The sequence below is a fragment of the Asticcacaulis sp. AC402 genome (assembly GCF_000495835.1).
Taxonomy (GTDB): Bacteria; Pseudomonadota; Alphaproteobacteria; order Caulobacterales; family Caulobacteraceae; genus Asticcacaulis.
Map to the genome: position 1 here is coordinate 87,454 of NZ_AWGC01000019.1, position 21,649 is coordinate 109,102.

Here is a 21,649-nt window from a genome sequence, read left to right on the forward strand (position 1 = left end):
CCCCAGAAACGTACGCTGGCGCGCTTGCCAACCCGAAGTGTATCAAGAATTTCGCGGGCTGGCATAATCCCACGACGGCGTAAGCAGATTTTAAGACCGGCCGTTTACGCTGCGATATAGCCTGTCCCTGTCGCCATCGAGGCCTTCAGCCGTGTCCATCCCGCTAATTTTCGCCCTCACCTATCCGGCATATCTGCTGTGGGCCGCCGTCAGCGATCTGGTCGCCATGACCATCTCGAACCGGTTGAACCTGGTCCTCGCTGCCCTTTTCTTTCCCGCCGCAGTGTTGCTTGGCCTTTCGGTCGGCGAAATCGGCATCCATGTCGCGGTCGCGGCTGCAGCGCTGGTTCTGGGCATGACGCTGTTCGCCCTGCGCTTCATGGGTGGGGGCGACGCCAAACTGATCGCGGCAACGGCACTGTGGCTTGGGTTTGACGGTTTTATCGCACTCCTTTTCTACACCGCCATCTCTGGCGGGGCGCTGACTCTGGCGATCATCACAGCGCGCAGGCTTTTCTGGGGTTGGGCGCCGAAGCTGCCGAAATGGCTGGGCCAGCATCTCGAACCCAAGACCGGCATTCCCTATGGGATCGCCATCTGCGCAGGCGGCCTTCTGGCCATTCCGCACAGCGACCTGTGGGCTCATCTCACACCTTTGCTAAATTTTTGACAGCTGCCCTTGCCGGCAGTTTCATCGTCGTCCGTGGTCCGTTTTCGGCGCGTTTCGAGAAAAAATGTCGTCAAGTGACCGAAAACGACCCACGTCCGGGTTTCTTTAGGTGAACGTTAACTAACCTTAAGCCAAAGTTTTCCGGAGTTATATCCACGCCGACCTGGCTGCGCTCACGACAGAGCGAATGGCGCGCCGGTCACAACGAGGGAAGATTTCGGTCATGAAGGCGTCACGCTACGTCGTAATGGGAGTCGCGGCCGTTGCCGCCATACTGCTGGCCTTTCTGGTCCGCGGTATGATCGCCGGTAACGGCGCCCAGGAAGCCAAGGCCACAGTAGAGAAGGCGCCCGCCGTTGCGACCGCCCGCGTCCTGATCGCCACCCGCGAGCTTAAGGCCGGTACTCGCCTTAGTGAAGGCGACCTGACGTGGCAGGAATGGCCCGTCACCTCCTTGAACCCGGCCTATATCGTCGACGGCGGCATGCCGGCCGGCGCCCCGGGCACGGAAGGCGCCGCCCCGGCCAAGGACGGAGAAAAGGCCAAGGGTGAGGTCGAGGAAAAAGTTGCAGACGTGACCCAGGCCGTCGCCGACAAGATCGCCCCCTCGCCCACCAAGGAAGCCTATGTCGGCGGCGTTGCCCGCGAAGACATCCTGGCAAACGAACCGATCATCGACGCCAAGATCGTCCGCGCCGACGAAGGCGGCTTCATGGCCGTCATGCTGCAGCCTGGCATGCGAGCCCTGGCCGTACCCGTCAGCGTTGACAACACCGCCGGCGGCTTCATCCTGCCAGGTGACCGCGTTGACATTCTGGTCACCCACCAAACACCGTCGGCCTCAGGCCGCGGCACCGTCGACACCGTTCAGCCGGTTCTGCGCAACATTCGCGTTCTGGCCATCGACCAGGCGGTCTCAACTGACAAAGACAAGCAAAGCGTCATTGGCGCCACAGCGACCCTTGAGGTGTCACCTACTGACGGCCAGGTCGTGACGCTGGCCAAAGCTTCCGGCACCCTGTCGCTGATGCTGCGTTCCTACGCCGACGCGCAGGGTCCTTCCGGCGCAGTGACCATGGTGCCGACCGGCGGCGCCGAAGGAGATCAGCCAGTGCGTGTCTATCGTAACGGCCAGGCCACAGAGGTAACGGTATCCCGATGAGCCCTTTCATGAAGTCCTACGGCAAGCCCTCGCGATTCGCCTTGCTGTCCGCCACCGCCCTGACCGGACTGATGACCGTCCTGGCGGGCTCAGCCCATGCGACCGGCGAGCCCAAGCCGTATAACTCTGTCTGCAGCCCGCGATGCGTCGTCGCGCCGGTCACCGGAGGCGGCACGGCTGCCCGCACCCAGACCAGCACAGCCCAGGTCCAGGTCCTTCGCCTGCCCAAGGGCCGGTCTGCCGTGATCGATCTGCCAGCCGATGCTGCCGACGTCTTCGTCTCCAACCCCGCTGTCGCCGACGCCGTGCTGCGCACGCCACGGCGCATCTTCGTTCTGGGGGTCGAGGGTGGCCAGAGCGACGCCATCTTCTTCGACGCCGGCGGTCGCCAGATCCTAAACCTGTCTATTCGCGTCGAAGCCGCCACAGACGAGCTCGCCGACAGTGTCCACCGCCTGTTCCCGAACAGCAAGGTCGAAGTGCAGTCGTTGAATGGCCGCGTTGTGCTCTCGGGCATGGCCCAAAACATTGCCCAGGCGGACCAGATTGTCCGCCTGTCTGCCAGTTACGTCGCCAAACCCGAAGACGTCATCAACCTGATGTCGATCGCGGGCAAAGACCAGGTGACCCTGAAGGTCCGCGTCATCGAGGTCCAGCGCTCGGCCATCAAGCAACTGGGACTGTCCTCTGATGTTGTCTACAACAACGGCACGCAGTCCTATTCCTACGGCCGTGCCAATTCCTACGGCTCGAACGGTAACTTTTACGGCGGCCGCGGTCTGTGCTACGGTCAGAACAGCGTGAGAACTACTGATAATTCGAACGGCACCAGCAGCGACGATACCACGCAAATCGTAAACGGCTTTACCAATACCGACGGACGGGTCCTCAACGATATTCAGTCCTATAATGCGGATGGATCGCCGCGCGAAACCTTGACTGCCAACGACACCGCGACGGACGGCAACACCAATACGCTCACCGGCACGCTGGCCGCGGCGGCCACCACCACCTGGAAGACCGTGACGGGCAGCTCCAACGCCACCTGCCTTCAGGCCTTTGAACGCGTCGGTTTGATCCGCACACTGGCCGAACCCAACCTGACCGCCGTCTCCGGCGAATCCGCCAAATTCCTGGCCGGCGGCGAATTCCCCGTCCCGGTGGCCGAAGACGACCAAGGTCGCATCACCGTCGAATTCAAGCCGTTCGGTGTCGGGCTGGGCTTTACCCCGGTCGTCATGACCGAAGGCCGGATATCGATCAAGATTTCAACGGAAGTGTCCGAAATAACCAATATCGGCGCCTTCACGGCCAGCGGCAGCAACCTGACCATTCCCGGCCTGTCTGTCCGTCGTGCCGAAACCACGGTCGAGATGCAGTCTGGCGGATCGCTGATGATCGCCGGCCTTTTGCAATCCAAGTACAAACAATCGATCGACAGCCTGCCGGGCATGACGTCACTGCCTATCCTTGGCAGCCTGTTCCGGTCGCGAGACTTCCTGAATGAAGACACCGAGCTGGTTGTCATCGTTACTCCGTATATCGTCGATCCGACCCATCCTGACGAGTTGCAAACCCCCGCCGACAACCTTCAGGTGGCCGACGACATGACGTCTGTCTTCATGGGCCGTCTGAATAAGGTTGTTGACGGTGACGGGGCTTCGGGCAGCCGTGCCAATGGCGGTCCGACCGGTCCCTATGTGGCACCGATCGGCTATGTGATTGAATAGGAAAGCGACCATGACCCTGCGCTTCGCATCCCCCGCCCTGGCCATCCTGCTGGCAACCGCCGGCCTGACCGCCTGCGCCACTGGAAAACAGGCCAGCATAGCACCGCCTGCGCCCCTGACACCGACCAGTCAATTCGCCCTGACCGCAGACTCAAGGATCGAGCCCATTCATCTGCGGGTTAATCCGACCGGCATTTCGGCCAACCAGGCACGCGCGCTCGACCAGGTCGCTTCCGAGGCTGCCTGGACAGCAAACCAGCCGGTCGACGTTCAGATCATCACCAGTCCGGACCCAGCCTCTATGGCCGCCGGCAAAGCTATCTCCGGCTACCTGATGGGGCGTGACGTTTCCAGCGATACCGTCAGCCAGTACAGTGTCCAGAGCCAGCCCGTCGAAATCGTAACCGTCAACCTGATCCGCTACCGCGCCAATGTCCCGGCCTGCGGTCAGCACTGGGAAAACCTGGCGGCGACGCGCAAGAATTCGCCCTTCGCAAACTTCGGTTGCGCCGTGACCGCCAACCTGGCTGCTCAGGTCGCCGATCCGCGCGACCTGGCCAATCCGGCGACAGCTACGCCCGGTGATGCTGCACGCAAGTCGGCAATCCTGGACAAGTACCGCAAGGGTGAAGTGACCTCGGCAGCCAAGGATGATCAGAGCAACGGCGCCATTGCGCAGGCGATTAAGTAACTTGGCTTGTATATCGGATTAGAGAGACACCATGCCCCAGGCGAAACTTTCCGGCCATTCCGATCCGTTCGATAATCTCGACGATCTCGATGACGAGTTCGTTGACTTCCGCGCCAAGCTGGACGCGGCGGACGAATTCCAGCTGGACGAGCCCCTATCCTATGACGCACCGGAAGCGGATCCGTTTGGCGACGACTATTCGCCTCAGGAGCGCGGCCCGGTCCGGCAACAGGCCCTCGCTCAGCCCCCGTCCCTGGCCAAGCGCGAGCCCGGCAGGCGCGACCCGCAACAGCTGCAAGGCGGCGGTCTGGGCGATGACGATATCGGCGCCATCTCGATCCCGCGCATCAACATCCATTTCTTCCCGGACTCAGAAGCCTCGCTGCAAGCCTGCGACACAGCTGCTCTGGATCGCCGCATGAGCCGCGCCCAGTGCACGGTCAAGCGCGGCGGCATCTTCGAGGCCATCGACACCTACCGCCACGAGCCAACACCGTCGCTGGTCATCGTCGAAAGCGCCGCTCGCGGCCGCGACCTTTTGGACCAGCTGGGCCAACTGGCCGAGGTCTGCGACAGCAGCACGAAGGTCGTGGTCGTCGGCGCCCACAACGATATCTCGCTGTACCGGGAACTCATCCGTCAGGGCGTGTCGGAATATGTCGTCTCGCCCGTCCAGCCCCTGTCACTGATGAAGACCATTGCCGGCCTGTTCAACGACCCGGAAACACCCTTTGTCGGCCGCACTATCGCTTTCGTTGGCGCTCGCGGTGGCGCAGGCTCATCGTCGATCGCTCACAACTTTGCCTTCAACCTGTCGGAATCGATGTCGGCCAATACGGTCATTGTCGACTACGACCTGCCTTTTGGCACGGCTGGCCTCGATTTCAACCAGGATCCCCCGCACGGCCTGGCCGACGCACTGAATGAGCCCGACCGCCTCGACTCTGTCCTGCTGGACCGCATGCTGACCAAATGTACGGAACGCCTGTCGCTGTTCTCGTCGCCGGCCGCGCTCGACCAGGACTATACGGCCGATGCAGAGGCCTATGAAGAGGTGACGCGTAAGATTCGTTCGGCAGCACCGTTCATCGTTATGGACCTGCCGCACGTGTGGACGCCATGGTTGCGAGGCAATCTGATCGCCGCCGATGATGTCGTCATTGTGGCCACCCCCGATCTGGCCTCCTTGCGCAACGCCAAGAATATCATTGATCTGCTGAAACACAGCCGACCCAACGACGCGCCGCCACGCCTGGTACTGAACCAGATGGAAACCCCCGGTCGGCCCGAGATACCTGTCAAGGACTTCACGGCTGCCCTGGGGATTGAACCTTGCGCCCTGATCCCGTTCGACGCCAAGCTGTTCGGCAGCGCCGCCAATAACGGTCAGATGATCGTCGAGGTCGGTCCGGCATCGAAAGCTGCCGAAGCCTTGGGTCACCTGACCGCTTCGATCACGGGCCGCGCCCCGGAACCCGCCAAGGCCAAGAAGGCCGCCTCTTCTTCCTTCCTCGGTAACCTCTTCAAGAAGTGAGCATACTCACGTGTTTGGTAAACGTCCGAGCGAAGGGGGGACAGCCCCCGCAGGCGCCAGCCGGGCAGGCTTCGGTGGTGCCCAGAAGGCACCGCCCGCTGCCGCTGCCCCCGGCGAAGCACGTCCTCAAGCCCTGAGTCATGCCTTGGGTAAGGTCAACGGCGCACCGCCGCCGGCCGCCGCCAGCTCAGACATCGCCACCCGGCCCCAGCAAGCCGATGCCCGTCCGCGCAAGGATCCGCCGGCCGGCGGCGGCATGCCGCTGCCCGAGTTGAGTCAGGAAAAGCGCGTCGACAAGAACACGCCCGCTGCCAAATCCAAGCTGGCTGCCGGTCTCGACCAGATGCACAAGGCCCAGGCGGTCACCGAGATCGTCCGCGAACAATCGGACTATTATCACGCCACCAAGACAGCGATCTTCAATGCCCTGCTCAACACCATCGACCTCAGCCAGCTGGCCCAGCTCGACCACAAGGCGGCGTCAGAAGAAATCCGTGACATCGTCGCCGAGCTGGTGGCGATCAAGAATGTCTCCATGTCGGTGGCGGAGCAGGACAACCTGGTTCAGGACATCATCAATGATGTTCTTGGCTACGGTCCGCTCGAGCCCCTCCTGGCGCGCGACGATATCGCCGACATCATGGTCAATGGCGCCCAGCGCGTCTTCATCGAAGTCGGCGGCAAGGTCCAACTGACCAATGTCCGTTTCCGAGACAATCAGCAGCTGATGAACATCTGTCAGCGCATCGTTTCCCAGGTCGGCCGGCGCGTCGACGAAAGTTCCCCGATCTGCGACGCGCGTCTCCCTGACGGTTCCCGCGTCAACGTCATCGCGCCGCCTCTGGCTCTGGACGGTCCCACCTTGACCATCCGGAAGTTTAAAAAAGACAAGCTGACCATGCGCAACCTGGTGGAGTTCGGCTCCATCAGCCCGGAAGGCGCGCGCGTTCTGGGCGTCATCGGCGCCTCGCGCTGTAATGTCCTGATATCCGGCGGCACGGGTTCCGGAAAGACAACCTTGCTGAACACCATGACGGCGTTCATCGATCCGACCGAACGCGTCGTGACCTGCGAAGACGCCGCCGAACTGCAACTGCAACAGCCGCACGTGGTGCGGCTGGAGACCCGACCGCCTAACCTGGAAGGCCAGGGCACGATCTCCATGCGCGACCTGGTCAAGAACTGTCTGCGGATGCGTCCCGAGCGCATCATCGTCGGCGAAGTCCGCGGTCCGGAAGCCTTCGACCTGCTGCAGGCGATGAACACCGGTCACGACGGTTCCATGGGAACGCTGCACGCCAACAGCCCGCGAGAAGCTGTTTCGCGCCTCGAATCGATGATCACCATGGGCGGCTACGGTTTGCCATCGCGGACCATTCGCGAAATGATCGTCGGCTCGATCGACCTGATCATCCAGGCTGCCCGCCTGCGCGACGGTTCGCGCCGCATCACCCACGTCACGGAGGTGCTGGGCCTGGAAGGCGATGTTATCGTCACCCAGGATCTGTTCCTTTATGAGATCGAGGGCGAGGACAAGCAGGGCAAGATCATCGGCCGCCACCGATCCACCGGCATCGGCCGGCCGCGGTTCTGGGACCGTGCGAAGTACTACGGACTCGAGCGTGAGCTCGCTGAAGCGCTGGACGCTTCGGAATAGGTGAACCCATGTTGATGACGCTCCTCATCGCCTTTCTCGGCTTCGTGGTTATCGCGAGCGTCGGCTTTGCCTTTATCGGCGGCGGCAGCGGCAGCAGTGGCGGCAGCGCGGCCCTGACCAAACGCACCCAGACCATCGGACTGGGGACCAATTCGCGCGGCAAGCGCGGCGGCAAGTCGGCCGCCAAGACGCCGGAAGAGCGCCGCAAGCAGATCACCGAACAGCTCAAGGAAGCCGAAAAGCGGGAACGCAAGGCGCGCCTGACACTTCGGTCGCGGATGCTGCATGCCGGCCTCACGCCCAACGTCACTCAGTTCTGGATCATGACGGCCGTGCTGGGCGCGATTGCCTTCGTTGTGCCACTGGTCCTGCTCGGCAAAATGGACTTTCTGTTGCGCATTCTGGTCGCGGTCGGAGCGGGATTTGCCTTTTCTTATGGTGCGCCCAGGTGGGTTCTGGGCGTGATGGCCGCCGGGCGGCTCAAGAAATTCACCGAAGAGTTCCCCAACGCCATGGATATCCTGGTGCGTGGCATCAAGTCGGGCCTGCCGGTGCACGACGGCCTGAAGATTATCGCCAAGGAATGTCCGGTGCCATTAGGACCAGAATTCCTGCGTCTGGTCGAAAACGTCGGGGTCGGCATGTCGGTCGAAGGCGCTCTGGAGAAGATGTTCGAACGTGTCCCGTCACCGGAACTGCGCTTTTTCACCATCGTCATCGCCATCCAGGCCAAGACCGGCGGCAACCTCGCCGAAGCGCTGAACAACCTTTCGACCGTTCTGCGCGCCCGCAAAATGATGCGTGAAAAAATCAAGGCTCTGTCGTCGGAAGCCATTGCCTCGGCGTCGATCATCGGAATCCTGCCGCCGGGAGTCGGCGCCATGATCTCGCTGACACGGCCCGAGTATATCGGCGGGATGTTCACCGATCCGCGCGGGCAGATCATGCTGCTGGGCGGCGCGGTGTGGATGGGGCTGGGCATCTTCATGATGCGCAAAATGATCAATTTCAAGTTCTGACGGGGAGGCCTATCGATGACCGAGTTTGCTTCCATGATCATGAACCCGTCGAACCTTGTCGCCATTGCTGTGGCGGTGATGGTCTTCTTTACCATTATCACCCTCGGCAAGAGCATGACGTCGGGCGAGCAGCTTGACAAGCGGCTGAAGGCTGTGGCTCAACGCCGCGAAGAACTGCGCCGCCAGTCGCGCCAGGCTATCGTCAAAGAGCAGTCCGGGGGCTTGCGCCACAAGGATGACGGCATGGCGCGCGGCTTCGTCGACAAGTTTAACCTGCGCAAGCTGCTGGAAGACCCCAAGGTGGCCGAAAATCTGGCCATGGCCGGCTATCGCGGCCCTAAGCCGATTTCGACCTTCTACTTCTTCCGTTTCCTGATGCCTTTCGTTCTGGGGGCGCTGGCGACCTTCTACATCTTCCTGGTCAATGACTTCGACCAGAAACTGAACATCAAGATCTTGATCTGCGTCACCGCCTTCGTGGTCGGCTATTACGCACCGAACATCTATATATCGAACCATGCGTCCAAACGCCGTCAGTCGATCGTCGCCGCCTTCCCGGATGCGCTGGACCTGCTGCTGATCTGCGTCGAGGCCGGTATGTCGATCGAGACCGCGCTCAGCAAGGTGTCGCAGGAAATCGGCGGGACCTCGATCGCGCTCGCCGAGGAAATGTCCCTGTTGGTGGCGGAGCTGTCCTACCTGCCGGAAAGGCGACAGGCCTATGAAGGATTTTCCAAACGGACCGCCCACCCGGGCATCAAATCAGTCTGTACGGCCATGATCCAGGCAGAAAAATACGGTACGCCACTGGGTACGGCTCTACGCGTCATGGCCAAGGAAAACCGCGAAATGCGTCTATCGGCGGCAGAAAAGAAGGCCGCGGCCTTGCCGGCCCAGCTGACCGTGCCGATGATTGTCTTCTTCCTGCCGGTGCTGTTTGTGGTCATCCTGGGTCCGGCGGCGCTGAAGGTCATCGACCTGCAGTCGGCCAATGCCAAGGGCGGCGAGGAAGCGGCGCAAAAGGAAGCTGGCAAGGGAGACATCTAAGGCCAGGGGCCTCGGGCCCCTGGAACCCGAAACTCGTTCGAGTTTGAAATTTCTTAATAACCAAAATAAAAGGGGCCCACTTCGGAGCCCCTTTTATTTTGGCTAAAGCGCAATCCGATAACGTGGACACCACTTTTCGGAAAAATTGCGCGATAAAACAAAAACTTAGAGCGGGATTTTGATTCCATCAAAGCTCATCCCGCTCTAAAAAGGAAGTCCAACCCTGAAGGGCTATGAGGTCCAGGGGGCGAGAAGCGAAGGTTTGCCGCATGGCCGGCAAACCTTATGAAATCGACCCAGTGGGTCGATTTCCGCGCCGAACGCCCGGAGCCATGCGGCGGGCGACCCCTCGCCTTAAATATCACCTTTCCGGCCTCAGATTGTATAGGGGGCGCGCATCGGGCGCGACAGCATGGCATTGGCTTCGTCATCGTTCCTGAAGCGCTCCAGCACCGGATCCCAAAGGACCTTGCGCTTCAGAACCATGGCGATGTCATGCACCAGACAGGTCGAACAGCCCCGGTGACCCAGCTCGGCCGGCGAGATCGGCGCGTCGCGGCTGACGATACAGTCCAGCCAGTTGCCGTGTTGTTCATCGGCCTTGTACAGATGGATCTCGTTCGGGCCGATCACCGAGGTCAGGATCTTCGGATCGGACGCCGCCAGCTTAGGTGACGGCGCCGATTTCGGATCGCTGGCCGTCGCCGCCGAATCACCGCGCGACACGAACAACCAGCCCTTGGTGCCGATATATTTGATGCCGTTGGGATAATCACCCGACACACTCATGCGCATGCCATTGGCATAGAGGGCTTCGGTGCGGAATTTGCCATGGACGTCCCACAGGCCGGCGCTCGGGTATTCGACATGGTCACACCACACTTCGATGGGGCCGGTATGTTCGGTATCCATGCCCCAGTGGGCGCTGTCGATATGGTGCGAACCCCAGCCGGTGATCATGCCGGCGCCGAACTGACGCAGGCGCAACCAGCCTGGCCGATCGTAACCCACGCGCGGATGGACGCGGTCCAGCGTGTAGGGCACATAGGGCGTCGAGCCCAGCCAGGCGTCATAGTTGAAACCGTCCGGAACGGGCATGGGCGTCGGATTACCGCCGGCAGGATCGCCCGGCAGCCCGACCTCGACCCGCTGGATGTCGCCAATGCGGCCATTGCGGACCAGTTCGGCGGCGGTACGGAACTGCGGCATGTTGGTGCGCTGCTGGCTGCCGATCTGCAGGATGCGGCCCGAAGCCAGGACAGCATTGCTAAGCGCCCGGCCTTCGGCGATGGTCAGCGACGCCGGCTTTTGCAGGTAGACGTCCTTGCCGGCACGGACCGCGTGGATCGCCTGGATGGCGTGCCAGTGATCCGGCGTCGAGATGATGATGGCATCGATGTCCTTATTGGCCAGGACCTCGTGATAGTCGGCATAGACCTTCACGCCGTCATAGGGTTTGCCGGTCTTTTTGGCATAAAATTCGTTGACCAGGACCTTGGCCTCTTCGGCGCGGTGAGGGTCGACGTCGCACACGGCGGTGATCAGGGCGCGGTCATATTGCATGACGCCGGGCATATCGTGGCCGCGCGAAATGCGGCCCGTGCCGATGCCGGCGACGTTTATGCGCTTCGACGGGGCATATTGTCCGAACACGGACGATGGGACAATGGCGGGGAAGCCTGCAGCCACGGCGCTCGCCAGCCCGGCCTTCAAGAACCCGCGTTTCGTCAGCTTAACCATACGTTTCCTCTCCTTGTTTTTAGCCGAGGCCGTTGATCCGTTTGGCGTTCTTTTGCGCTTTTATGGACAGTTCGGCGGCCAGCAGAGCCTGATCCTGGTCCTGGGCCGTGTGGGTGCGATTGACGACGTCGTCGACGAACTGCGGCCCGAATGGCAGCGGGCCGTTGGTGCAGTCGATCACCCGTGTGCCCTGCTGATTGACGACGATAAGCAGGTTGCCCTTCTTTTCGACGCCGACATTGATGTATTTGCGCGCCTCGATATAGCCGTCGGTCCCCAGGATAAACAACCGACCGTCGCCCCAGGTGCCCAGACCCTTCGGCGTGAACCAGTCAAGGCGAATATAGCCAAAGCCTCTGTCGCTGCGCAGCATCATGTCGCCGAAATCCTGGAACTTCGGGCGGTCAGGGTGCTTCAGGTTGGCCACCTGCGATGTCACGATCTCGGCCTTGGTCGAGCCGGTGTAATAGAGAAACTGATCCACCTGGTGCGATCCGATATCGGCCAGGATGCCGCCAAAACGTGTATCGTCCCAGAACCAGTCCGGGCGCCCGCCACCACCACCGGCGTCGCCACCGTTCTGGAAGATCTGGTGCGGCGCCAGGTTGATGGTCTGGATCACGGTGCCGATGGCGCCCTGCCTGATCAGTTCGCCGGCATGGACTGCGGCGCGCACGTCCAGGCGCTCGGAATACTGGATCTTGTACATCCTGCCGGTCGATTTGATCGCCTTACGGACCTCAGCCAGCTCTTTGAGCGTTATGATGCCCGGCTTGTCCGCCAGCACGTCCTTGCCGGCCCGCATGGCGCGCAGACCGATCTGCGTGCGCTCGTTAGGAACCTGGGAGGTCAGGATGACCTGGAGCGACGGATCGTTGATGATCTCGTCCTGGGTGGCCTTGATCGGCACATTGGGAAAGCGCTTCGTGAAGTTGGCCAGCTTGTCGGGCTCGGAGCCCCAGGCCGAGACCAACTCACCGCCGCCGCGCATTACCGCCGCCGCCATGCCGTAGATGTGGTCGTGGCTCATGCCGACGACGCCGAAGCGGATCTTGTGTTTGGGTTGTTCCTCGGGGAGGACCGGCAGGGTTTCGATCGCCGCCTGTCCGGCCGCCAGAGCGGCTTCGGGAACGCCGGCGCCCATCATCGCCACCGGTGTCAAACCCGCCGCCAGCAGAAACTCACGTCGTCCGGTACGCTGCATGGGGTCCTCCTGGGGGGCAGGGTCATTGGTCTTACCTTTGAGGCCATGATGGCCTGATCAGGAGGGTAAGGCAAGGGGTCGCGGACCCCTCGACCCCATAACCTTCAGAGTTTTGGAATCCTGTAGCGAATAAAAAAAGGACCGCTCGGGTCCCTTTTTTATTCGCTACAAGAAGCCAAGCCCTGAAGAGTCACGGGGTCGAGGGGCCCAAGGCCCCTCGCCTTAATCCCTTACTGACACGCCAGACATTCCTCATAATCCGTCTTGGGCGTCGACATCTTTTCCACGGCTTCCTTGGTCTCGCTACCAGCGTGCGAGGCGCGCTGGACCGATTTGGAGCGCAGATAATACATCGACTTCAGGCCCTGTTCCCACGCCGTCCAGTGCAGCATGTGCAGGTCCCACTTGTCGACATCTCCGGGCAGGAAGATGTTCAGCGACTGCGACTGGCAGATCTCCGGCGTGCGATCGGCCGCCAGTTCCACCACCCAGCGCTGGTCGATTTCGAACGCCGTCTTGAACACGAACTTTTCGTCTTCGCTCAGTTCGTCCAGATGCTGCACCGAACCTTCGTGCTGGACGATGTTGTCCCACACTTCGGCCGTATTGATGCCCTTGGTCTCCAGCAGACGTTCGAGGTACGGGTTCTTCACTGCAAACGAACCCGACAGGGTCTTGTGGGTGTAGATGTTGGCCGGGATCGGCTCGATACCGGCCGAGGTACCGCCGCAGATGATCGAGATCGACGCGGTCGGCGCAATGGCCAGCTTGTGCGAGAAGCGCTCCATGACACCTCGCTCTTCAGCGTCGCGGCACGGCCCGCGCTCCTGACCCAGCTTGATAGACGCCTTGTCGGCCTCACGGCGCAGGTGCTTGAACAGACGCATGTTCCACGACTTGGCCATGGCCGACTCGAAGGCCACACCCTGAGCCTGCAGGAACGAGTGAAAGCCCATCAACCCTAAGCCGACCGAACGCTCGCACAGGGCGGAATAGACGGCCGAATCCATCGAGCCCGGCGCGCACTGGATGAAGTCCTCCAGCACGTTGTCGAGGAAGCGCATGACGTCCTCGATAAAACCCGGAGCGTCGCGCCATTCCATAAAGGTTTCAGCATTGACCGACGACAGGCAGCACACCGCCGTGCGGTCCTGGCCGCGGTGGTCCGGGCCCGTGTGCAGCATGATTTCCGAGCACAGGTTCGACTGGGTCACCTTAAGGCCCAGTTCGCGCTGGTGCTGCGGCATGGAGCGGTTGATGGTGTCGTTAAAGATCAGATAGGGCTCGCCAGTTTGCAGGCGGATTTCCAGAATCTTCTGCCACAGGTTACGGGCATCGATGTAGCGCACCACCTCGTCATTCTTCGGCGAACGCAGGCCGAACGGCGTCCCATCGCGCACAGCCTCCATGAATTCGTCGGTGATGCCGATACCATGGTGCAGGTTCAGGCTCTTGCGGTTGAAGTCACCCGACGGCTTGCGGATTTCCAGGAACTCTTCGATCTCCGGGTGGAAGACGTCGAGATAGACGGCCGCCGAACCGCGGCGCAGGGAGCCCTGCGAAATCGCCAGGGTCAGCGAGTCCATCACACGGATGAAGGGGATGATGCCTGAGGTCTGGCCGGCGCCCTTGACCTTTTCACCGATCGAACGGACGCGGCCCCAGTAGGTGCCGATGCCGCCGCCATTGCTGGCCAGAGCAACATTCTCGTTCCAGGTTCCGACAATGCCTTCCAGGCTGTCCGGCACGGCGTTCAGGAAACAGGAGATCGGCAGGCCGCGCGAGGCGCCACCATTGCTCAGCACAGGAGTTGCCGGCATGAACCACAGCCTGGAGATATAGTCGTAGATGCGTTGGGCGTGATCGCTGTCGTCGGCATAGGTGGTGGCGACACGGGCAAACATGTCCTGATAGGACTCACCGGGCATCAAATAGCGGTCGTCCAGGGTCGTCTTGCCGAAATCAGTCAGGAGGGCATCACGCGAAGGGTCGGTAACCACATGCTTATGCAGCTTGAACTCCGGACGCACCTTGGGCCGAACATTCATGTTCGGCTTAAAGGGCGCAGAAACCTCACGCTTAACCGCTTCACTCGCTGACATAATCGCATTAACCCTTGACAAAAAATTCTTACATTAAAAGCACATTAACAACTACATCTAGTGGCTGGGGTGCCTTTCGTGTCGATATATGGGGATCAAGTTGGGGAATCCGTCAAGCGGGCAAGATGCTGTTCAGGCGAACTTTTTCGTTAATGAGGGGTAAATTTTTCGCTTTTTTCAAGAGCCTCAAGGGTTTGGACGATCTTCACACAGATTAACGCCAATCACGATTTCTGTGAACGAATCAAACCTCGATTTGGTCTTCCGTTTTCGACCGGTAGCGGTCAAGTCCATTGTCGCCGTCGACCAGCACGACTCTGGGGACAATCGGCACATGCATCGGCTCAAAGCCCGTAATCATGACCTGTTCACCCGCACCGATGAGATAGGGGCGATGCGGTTTAGGGCAATGATTCCCGAATCACGTTCCTTTTTGATAAGGCAGGTCTTGGGTCGCGCACCCGAGGTGGTGGAAACGACCATAGATCGCTCGCCTTCCCACCGGCCGACGGAATCCATCAGGGTCTCGTCATTCGTGGTGTAACCGACATAGGCCAGGCTGGCGTCGGCGACATAGGCGTAGTGGATCCTGGAACTTAGAGCGAGATGGCTTTAGGTAGAATCGCCATCTCGCTCTAAGTTTTTGTTGTGTCGCGCAATTTATCCAAAAACGGGAGCGCCCGTGCGGGTGCCACACACTTTATAGGATTGCGCTCTATACAATGACTCGTGGGGCTTACGGGCGCCGTTCGCGGTTGGTCGATGGTATCCGGCTGTATGGGGAAGATGCAAAGGCTCGGCTAGCTGGCAATGGATTTTGCCACGAACGACGCGAACAGGCGCAAACTTTCTGATGCTGCTTGAACCCTCCGCGCCGCGGCCTTCTACGCGAAGGTTTGAAACACGGATAAACGGGGATTCCCGTTTTCCTACTTCGACTTCGGCGACATCAACGTCCGCATTCGAACCAGCCGAAAGGTGCCGCTGCGCGGAACTTTTCGAATCGGCCGAGAATCTGTGTTCATCCGTGGTTCAAAAGAGAGACCCGGGACAAACCCGTGCCGCATGGACCTGAATTGACAGGCTCAGAACGAGCGTTCACTACGATGAGCTAATAGATAGCCCAACGCCACACCGGCAGCCAACGCCATGACGGTCGAAGACAGCGGATGATCGTCGACCGCATTAACAGCGCGCTTTCTCGCCGCCTGCAACTCCTCGCTCGCGAGGTTGGTGAATTGCCTTATCCGTTCTTCGGCAACCCTTGTCTTCCTTGCGATCTGGCCATAGACGTGCTCGACCTCGTGCCTGATCGCCTCGGACAAGGATTTCACATCCGACTCACCGAATGACTTGATCTTGTCGGCGGCAGCCTTGGCTTTTGGGGACAGCATAACGGACTCCTTCCGTTCGGAACGAAAAACGGGGACTGAGCTAAGCCGAAATGGTATCGGCGCGAAGTCACAGTCTACACGGGCCGCTGTAATTTTTCCGTATGGTTATTCCGTCCACAAATCTGTGATGTCGCCTTTGCGGTTCAACATGTGAATGGCGCGCTTGATGACAGTCAGAACGTTTTCGATCCGCGCTTCGCTCTCATAGGTCAGGGCCGCGCGATGCATGCCATCCAGCGCAAACCGGGCCAGGTCGCGCGACGCCTGGAAACGAGCATCGTTGCCGGCCATTATGAAGCCGGGCGTCGCCCGCCCCATCGCCGCCTTGTCGAAGGCTTCCTGGGCCGGTTGAATCGCCTTGGCGACCTCGGCGTCCTGACGGCCTGCCCGTTCCAGCGCCAGAAACGCCGAAAACGGTATCGAACTCAGCAGCCTCCAATAGGCTTCGATAGCGCCATCCAACGCGTCCTGGCCGGGCCTCAGCTTCTTGGCCTCGGCTTCAAAGGCGGCTTCACGCGCAGCCTGGATGTGCCAGGCGGCCGCTTCGACCAGGTCTTCACGCGTCGGGAAATGGTAAAGCATGGCGCCGCGGGTCAGGCCACAGGCTTCGGCTATGGCAGCATTGCCGGCACGGAAATAGCCAAGTTCCGCAAACAACCGCATGGAAGTATCGAGGATCTGAACCCGCGTCCGCCGCGACTTTGGGGTGTCGCGCGCAGGAGGATCCTTCGCCGAACTATCCCGCACCTGCGCTGGTTTACCACGCTCGTTCATTCTACTCTTTCACCGTCAACTACACCGACGGTCATATCGGCCACTTGCCGTGTCATAAAAATAAGGCATTTTGCCAGTTAGGCAAGCCACAACACGCGAATTCTTCGCAAGTTTCAGCCGCTTCCACTTTTTGTGCGCAGCAAAATGCATTAGCCGTTGAACGCTGGCACCTTGCCAAGCTCTCATGAAGCGGGCAAAGGGTTTTCTCGGATTTCCTTTATAGGACAAAACACGTGCGTATCTTGTTGGCCACCGACGCGTGGGAGCCTCAGGTCAATGGTGTCGTGACGACGCTTCGGCGGACTATGGCCGAGTGCGAAAAGCTGGGCCACGAGTTCAAGGTTATCGAATACAATCAGTTCAAGACCGTCTCCTGGCCTGACTATCCGGAAGTCAAGCTCGCGCTGGGCTGTTATGAAGAGGTCCGCGAAATCATCCAGGACTACGAGCCCGACGCCATCCATATTGCCACCGAAGGCTTTGTCGGTCTGGCGGCTCGGCGGGTATGTCAGGAATGGAAGCTGCCCTTCACCACAAGCTATCACACCAAGTTCCCGGAGTATGTCTCGGCACGCCTGCCGATACCGTTGTCGTGGGGCTATGCCTTCATGCGCTGGTTTCACAAGCCGTCCGGCCGGGTGATGGTGGCGACGGCGACCCTGGCGCGCGACCTGGAATCGCGCGGCTTTATCAATATCTCGCCGTGGACCCGCGGGGTCGATACCGAAACCTTCCGGCCGGGCCTGGAGCCGATCTTCGGCGACCTGCCGCGGCCGATCATGACCTATGTCGGCCGGGTGGCTGTCGAGAAAAACCTCGAAGCTTTTCTGAAAATCGACCTGCCGGGCACCAAGGTGGTGGTCGGAAAAGGCCCGCAACTCGAAGACTTGCATGCAAAATACCCCGCTGTCGTGTTTACCGGACCAAGATTTGGGGAGGAACTGGCGCGGTCCTATGCCGACTCGGATGTGTTCGTATTCCCGTCGCTGACAGATACCTTCGGACTGGTGATCACCGAAGCCATGGCGGCTGGCACCCCCGTCGCCGCCTTCCCGGCACACGGGCCAATCGACATTATCCCGGGGTCGGGCGCCGGCGCGATAAACGACGATCTGGCGGTGGCGATCGCTGAAGCGCTGAAGATCGACCGCAAGGATGTGCGCGCCTATGCAGAAAAGTTCTCCTGGCCGGAGTGTGCGGCTGAGTTCATCCGCAACCTGGAACCCTATCCGGAACCGGCCAAGACCAAGCTGTGGAACAAACTTAGGCATCTAACGCGCAAGCGTGTGAAGAAGGTTTAAGGCAAAGGGACAAGGGGGGGCGCGACCGCGCGCCTTGCCTGTTACAGCAACCGCTTACGAATCTGCTGCGAAAGTACGTCGATCAGGGTCACGGCAATGACGATAATGATGGCAATGGCAGAGGTCTGGCGGTAGGCGAAACTATTGAGATTGTCGAACAGAAGCTGCCCGATGCCGCCGGCGCCGATTAGCCCCAGCACCGTGGCGGAACGCGCATTCGATTCGAAACGGTACAGCGCGAATGAGGTCCACAGGGGGCCGACCTGAGGGATAACGCCCCAGATGATTTCATGCAACCGGGTTCCCCCGGTGGCGCGCACGCCCTCAACCGGCGCCGTTTCGATGGACTCGACCGCTTCAGAAAACAGCTTGGCCAGAGTGCCCGTATTACTGACCGTCAGTGCCAAAACGCCGGCCAACGGACCGAGGCCTACGGCTACCAGGAAGGCCGTGCCGAGGACGATGTCTGGAAAGGCGCGCAGCAGGGCGATGAAGGCCCGCATCGGCTGAACGATCCAGTCAGGGGTAATGTTCCGGGAACACAGAAAGCTCAAGGGCACCGCCAGGACAATAGACAGACTGGTGCCCCACAGCGCCATTTCAAGCGTCTGCCACATCGCGGCGACGTAGCGCCGCCAGTCCTCGAAGTCCGGGCTCAGATAATCCTTCAGATAGTTGCCTGTCTTGGCGGAATTGTCGACCAGCATATGCAGGTCCTGGATGTGCGCCCCGCGGAAGCTGATGGCCAGCAGGCCCACTACAATCAGCAGAACCAAAAGGTTGAGCAGGCGCGTACCCAGCGTCGCGGTTGGCGGCGCCAGAATGCCTTTAACATAAGGCCCCTCCGTCATCACCGCTCCTGATGAGACGCCGGCGCGTCGGCCGGTGCTTGTGGCGCGGTCTTGGCCACCAGGTCAGCCTGTTCCTTGGCGACGGCGTCGATCTCCACACGAGCGGCGGAAGCAGCAGCTGCGTCCCCGGCAATTTCCGCTTCCTGGAGCGCCACCCGTGCCTCCATAAGCCTTTCCGGGAGCAAGTAGGTGGCGTCGCTGGGTTGCAGAGGCCCCCACTGGAAGGCGCGCAGGTTGGCGCGCTGACGTTCTGCCTCGGGGCCGGTGCCTGTGCCGTAGGACAGGAAGAACGACCTGATCTTTTCCTTCGCGACCGGGTCAAGGTCGGTGCGGTAGACGATAACGCCCTTGGGGATGAGCTGTGACTGCCAGATGATCTTGATCTTGGCCAGTTTTTCGCGGCCTTCCGGCGTATCGCTGAGTTCTTTAAGCGCATCGGAATTGGCCGTGGCGGCATCCAGGACGCCGGCAACCACGCCTTCGATATTGACCCCGTGCGAACCCGACTTGACGTTTTTGAAACAGTTGTTGGTATCCACTTTGTTCGGCAGGAACAGGAAGGCCTTGGGGACGATCGTACCGGAGGTCGACTTGACGTCGCCCATGCCGAAATTGAGCTTGCGATCGCACTTGAGGATATCCTCGACAGTCACTGTCGATGCCTTCGGTACGATGATGACGCTGGTATAGCCGTCGGTGCCGTCCGGATTGGTATTGTGGGCGAAGACCTCGGCATTGGCGCGTTTCACCGCTTCCAGGCCGGAAGCGCTGGAGAAAAAGCCGGCCTGAACCTGATCGAAGCGCATGGCCTCGATGAGGGCGGTGTAGGACGAAGAATAGAAGGGCGTTACTTTCAGGCCGGTTTGCTTTTCCATGTCGGCCAGGATAGGCGCCCACAGCTTGTCCAGGTCCCGCGACTTATCGACCGACAGGATAGAAAAAGTGATCTCGGTGCGCGGGGCGCCGGCTTTTGGTTTGGAGTTGTCGCAGCTTGTCAGCGACAGGGCCGCCATAATGACCGCGGCAACCAGGACAGATTTACGCATGGGTCTCCCCCCAATAGGCGTCTTCAATTTCAGCGCCGTAGATATCTTTGAGAAGGTCATCACTCAGGCCCGACGCTGGACCATCATAGACGACCTTACCGTCCTTAAGCGCCAGGATGCGATCGCAATAGGTCTTGGCATAGTCGACCTGGTGCAGGGTGACGATGACGCCCACCCCGTCCTCTTCATTCAGATTGACCAGGAGTTTCATCACCTTGCGTGCCGTCACCGGATCCAGCGAGGCCACAGGTTCGTCGGCCAGGACGATCTGGGCCCCCTGGACGATGGCGCGGGCGATAGCGCCACGCTGCATCTGGCCGCCAGACAGGGTATTGGCGCGCTGGCCAGCATATTGCGCCACGCCGACGTGGTCCAGCGCCCGCATGACGATCTGTTTTTCTTCCGCCGTCCAAAGCCCCAGCAGGCTGCGCAGGCCCGACACCTTGCCCAGGAACCCGAGTGCCGCGTTGGTGAACAGCGACAGACGGCCGACCAGGTTAAACTGCTGGGCGATCATACCCATGCGCGAGCGGGTGGCGCGGACATCGGACGCCAGATTACCGTTCTTCTGCACGACGCGGCCCATGACCGAGACGGTGCCCTTGCCCTTGTCGATGGCGTGAAGACCGGAAATGGAACGCAACAGAGTCGATTTGCCCGAACCCGACGGACCGATCAGGGCGACGCGTTCAGCCTTGTTCATAACGAACGAGACATCGTCGAGCGCCTTCTGAGTCGTGCTCCCGCCCGCGGCAGCCTGCTTGCGGGTAAAGGTCTTGCTGATCGATGTTACTTCGACGAGAGGCGCCGTCATCCACCCTGCCCTTGGCCGTTAACTGGCGGCACCCATACCACATATCCGCATCACACGGACGAGTGACAGTCATATTAACGATTTGACCGCAGGGCAATGGGGGAAAGTGCCGCGCACGGCAAATTTGTTCGACGCAACGCCATCATGGCTGCTCCGATTTACCCGTCCGTTCGCGCAGGATTTCGATTTCGCGCTGGCGATCCGGTGTGCTTTCGCGGCGGAAAGGGCCATGTATCCGAGTCACGATCTTCGCAGGCAGGTGTGTAAAGCATCCCGTGTGAAACGCGTCTGCGTCTTGTCGACGACCAGGCTACGGTTGTGAAGATTTTTGGCTGGTGTTGCCAACCCGCGGTGTGTCAAGAATTTCGCGGGGTGGAATGACGTACCGGCTGCCGGCGCAATTAAGCCGTTCATAACGACTACGCAAGTCGTGGCGCCGCGGTGGCTCAGATAAGTAGAATTTCGCCATTTTTCCTTCTCCCTGCTTTGGGCGAGAAGGTGTCCAAGCGAAACGAAGACCGGATGAGGGATAATACCAATCCACGATGACCTTGACTCATCGTGAATTGGCAAGGGCGACTGCCCGCCCGAGCTTACGCGCGGAGCCATGCGGCGCTTGAGCTGAAAAAATGCGAATACCGAGCGTCATTCTTTATGAGGCTTGGTATACGTTCGGCTTCGACTGTTGCCGCCGGACCAACCCCTCACCCCCCGTGCCCTCCTCACGAATTGGAGGGGGCGTAAAATTGTGATCGTCGCAGTCACAAAAAATCCGAAATAAGTCTTTACATACGGCCCCATATCACTATGTTCCCCGATCTTCCGGCGGACCCCTAGAGTTCAGGTCTTCGCCTCATGACTGCCCAAGAGGTGCACGGGCGAGTTCTTGCACTTTTTGGCATGAGGCGCGTGT

The 21,649-nt window shown here is 60.4% G+C and carries 18 protein-coding genes; 9 read left to right on the forward strand and 9 right to left on the reverse strand.

Translation table 11 applies throughout. From position 1 onward, the window contains the following. Window positions 1-151 precede the first annotated feature (151 nt). From ABAC402_RS32385 to ABAC402_RS32420, 8 genes are all read left to right on the forward strand, one after another. Window positions 152-670 carry a prepilin peptidase gene (locus ABAC402_RS32385; protein ID WP_023449970.1) on the forward strand — a complete coding sequence of 173 codons (519 nt, stop codon included), beginning with the start codon at window positions 152-154 and terminating at the stop codon, window positions 668-670. 223 nt (window positions 671-893) lie between these two features. Continuing rightward, window positions 894-1,832 carry a Flp pilus assembly protein CpaB gene (cpaB, locus tag ABAC402_RS32390; RefSeq protein ID WP_023449971.1) on the forward strand — a complete coding sequence of 313 codons (939 nt, stop codon included), beginning with the start codon at window positions 894-896 and terminating at the stop codon, window positions 1,830-1,832. Then, on the forward strand, window positions 1,829-3,562 hold the full coding sequence (locus ABAC402_RS32395; RefSeq protein ID WP_023449972.1) for a type II and III secretion system protein family protein: 1,734 nt from the start codon (window positions 1,829-1,831) through the stop codon (window positions 3,560-3,562). Before cpaB ends, ABAC402_RS32395 begins: the two co-directional genes overlap by 4 nt. Before the next feature lie 10 nt (window positions 3,563-3,572). Continuing rightward, window positions 3,573-4,253, forward strand: coding sequence for a CpaD family pilus assembly lipoprotein (locus ABAC402_RS32400; RefSeq protein ID WP_023449973.1), 681 nt, complete (start codon window positions 3,573-3,575; stop codon window positions 4,251-4,253). 31 nt (window positions 4,254-4,284) lie between these two features. Next, window positions 4,285-5,787, forward strand: a complete 1,503-nt coding sequence (locus ABAC402_RS32405) for a pilus assembly protein CpaE (protein ID WP_023449974.1) — start codon at window positions 4,285-4,287, stop codon at window positions 5,785-5,787. A gap of 133 nt (window positions 5,788-5,920) precedes the next feature. After that, window positions 5,921-7,444, forward strand: a complete 1,524-nt coding sequence (locus ABAC402_RS32410; RefSeq protein WP_031235690.1) for a CpaF family protein — start codon at window positions 5,921-5,923, stop codon at window positions 7,442-7,444. 8 nt (window positions 7,445-7,452) lie between these two features. Then, entirely contained in the window at window positions 7,453-8,463 is a 1,011-nt protein-coding gene (locus tag ABAC402_RS32415) for a type II secretion system F family protein (protein WP_023449976.1), read from the forward strand. 15 nt (window positions 8,464-8,478) lie between these two features. Further along, window positions 8,479-9,510: a type II secretion system F family protein gene (locus ABAC402_RS32420; RefSeq protein WP_023449977.1), complete on the forward strand. Its 1,032-nt coding sequence runs from the start codon at window positions 8,479-8,481 to the stop codon at window positions 9,508-9,510. Window positions 9,511-9,885: 375 nt separating this feature from the next. On the opposite strand, the gene ABAC402_RS32425 is transcribed toward ABAC402_RS32420, so the two are convergent. From ABAC402_RS32425 to ABAC402_RS32450, 6 genes are all read right to left on the reverse strand, one after another. Further along, entirely contained in the window at window positions 9,886-11,250 is a 1,365-nt protein-coding gene (locus ABAC402_RS32425; RefSeq protein WP_023449978.1) for a Gfo/Idh/MocA family protein, read from the reverse strand. A 19-nt stretch (window positions 11,251-11,269) separates the two neighbouring features. Beyond that, window positions 11,270-12,454 (reverse strand): Gfo/Idh/MocA family protein, encoded by a 1,185-nt coding sequence (locus tag ABAC402_RS32430; protein ID WP_023449979.1) that lies wholly within the window; start codon window positions 12,452-12,454, stop codon window positions 11,270-11,272. Window positions 12,455-12,684: 230 nt separating this feature from the next. Then, window positions 12,685-14,502 carry a ribonucleoside-diphosphate reductase subunit alpha gene (locus ABAC402_RS32435; RefSeq protein WP_023449980.1) on the reverse strand — a complete coding sequence of 606 codons (1,818 nt, stop codon included), beginning with the start codon at window positions 14,500-14,502 and terminating at the stop codon, window positions 12,685-12,687. A gap of 411 nt (window positions 14,503-14,913) precedes the next feature. Next, window positions 14,914-15,144: an aspartate 1-decarboxylase gene (locus ABAC402_RS40905; protein ID WP_369751399.1), complete on the reverse strand. Its 231-nt coding sequence runs from the start codon at window positions 15,142-15,144 to the stop codon at window positions 14,914-14,916. Window positions 15,145-15,641: 497 nt separating this feature from the next. After that, a complete protein-coding gene (locus tag ABAC402_RS32445) occupies window positions 15,642-15,950 on the reverse strand; it encodes a hypothetical protein (protein ID WP_023449982.1) in 309 nt (102 codons plus the stop codon). Between the two features lie 105 nt (window positions 15,951-16,055). Next, window positions 16,056-16,724 carry a TetR/AcrR family transcriptional regulator gene (locus tag ABAC402_RS32450; RefSeq protein WP_052025323.1) on the reverse strand — a complete coding sequence of 223 codons (669 nt, stop codon included), beginning with the start codon at window positions 16,722-16,724 and terminating at the stop codon, window positions 16,056-16,058. A gap of 233 nt (window positions 16,725-16,957) precedes the next feature. Between ABAC402_RS32450 and ABAC402_RS32455 the strand changes: the two genes are divergently transcribed. Next, window positions 16,958-18,025 carry a glycosyltransferase family 1 protein gene (locus ABAC402_RS32455; RefSeq protein WP_023449984.1) on the forward strand — a complete coding sequence of 356 codons (1,068 nt, stop codon included), beginning with the start codon at window positions 16,958-16,960 and terminating at the stop codon, window positions 18,023-18,025. Window positions 18,026-18,066: 41 nt separating this feature from the next. Here ABAC402_RS32455 and phnE read toward each other — a convergent pair whose 3' ends face one another. Genes phnE through ABAC402_RS32470 form a run of 3 tightly spaced genes read right to left on the reverse strand, consistent with a single transcriptional unit; the run spans window position 18,067 to window position 20,736 of the window. Then, on the reverse strand, window positions 18,067-18,876 hold the full coding sequence (gene phnE, locus ABAC402_RS32460) for a phosphonate ABC transporter, permease protein PhnE (RefSeq protein ID WP_023449985.1): 810 nt from the start codon (window positions 18,874-18,876) through the stop codon (window positions 18,067-18,069). Further along, window positions 18,876-19,922, reverse strand: coding sequence for a phosphate/phosphite/phosphonate ABC transporter substrate-binding protein (gene phnD, locus ABAC402_RS32465; protein ID WP_023449986.1), 1,047 nt, complete (start codon window positions 19,920-19,922; stop codon window positions 18,876-18,878). The genes phnE and phnD overlap by 1 nt, the downstream gene beginning before the upstream one ends. Continuing rightward, entirely contained in the window at window positions 19,915-20,736 is an 822-nt protein-coding gene (locus ABAC402_RS32470; RefSeq protein ID WP_023449987.1) for a phosphonate ABC transporter ATP-binding protein, read from the reverse strand. The genes phnD and ABAC402_RS32470 overlap by 8 nt, the downstream gene beginning before the upstream one ends. Window positions 20,737-21,649: the final 913 nt, after the last annotated feature.

Bases quoted from the DNA above. Each gene is read 5' to 3' on its own strand.
- cpaB (WP_023449971.1), top strand. From the start codon at position 894: ATGAAGGCGTCACGCTACGTCGTAATGGGAGTCGCGGCCGTTGCCGCC.
- ABAC402_RS32395 (WP_023449972.1), top strand. From the start codon at position 1,829: ATGAGCCCTTTCATGAAGTCCTACGGCAAGCCCTCGCGATTCGCCTTG.
- ABAC402_RS32400 (WP_023449973.1), top strand. From the start codon at position 3,573: ATGACCCTGCGCTTCGCATCCCCCGCCCTGGCCATCCTGCTGGCAACC.
- ABAC402_RS32405 (WP_023449974.1), top strand. From the start codon at position 4,285: ATGCCCCAGGCGAAACTTTCCGGCCATTCCGATCCGTTCGATAATCTC.
- ABAC402_RS32415 (WP_023449976.1), top strand. From the start codon at position 7,453: ATGTTGATGACGCTCCTCATCGCCTTTCTCGGCTTCGTGGTTATCGCG.
- ABAC402_RS32420 (WP_023449977.1), top strand. From the start codon at position 8,479: ATGACCGAGTTTGCTTCCATGATCATGAACCCGTCGAACCTTGTCGCC.
- ABAC402_RS32425 (WP_023449978.1), bottom strand. From the start codon at position 11,250: ATGGTTAAGCTGACGAAACGCGGGTTCTTGAAGGCCGGGCTGGCGAGC.
- ABAC402_RS32430 (WP_023449979.1), bottom strand. From the start codon at position 12,454: ATGCAGCGTACCGGACGACGTGAGTTTCTGCTGGCGGCGGGTTTGACA.
- ABAC402_RS32435 (WP_023449980.1), bottom strand. From the start codon at position 14,502: ATGAATGTTCGGCCCAAGGTGCGTCCGGAGTTCAAGCTGCATAAGCAT.
- ABAC402_RS32445 (WP_023449982.1), bottom strand. From the start codon at position 15,950: ATGCTGTCCCCAAAAGCCAAGGCTGCCGCCGACAAGATCAAGTCATTC.
- ABAC402_RS32450 (WP_052025323.1), bottom strand. From the start codon at position 16,724: ATGAACGAGCGTGGTAAACCAGCGCAGGTGCGGGATAGTTCGGCGAAG.
- phnE (WP_023449985.1), bottom strand. From the start codon at position 18,876: ATGACGGAGGGGCCTTATGTTAAAGGCATTCTGGCGCCGCCAACCGCG.
- phnD (WP_023449986.1), bottom strand. From the start codon at position 19,922: ATGCGTAAATCTGTCCTGGTTGCCGCGGTCATTATGGCGGCCCTGTCG.
- ABAC402_RS32470 (WP_023449987.1), bottom strand. From the start codon at position 20,736: ATGACGGCGCCTCTCGTCGAAGTAACATCGATCAGCAAGACCTTTACC.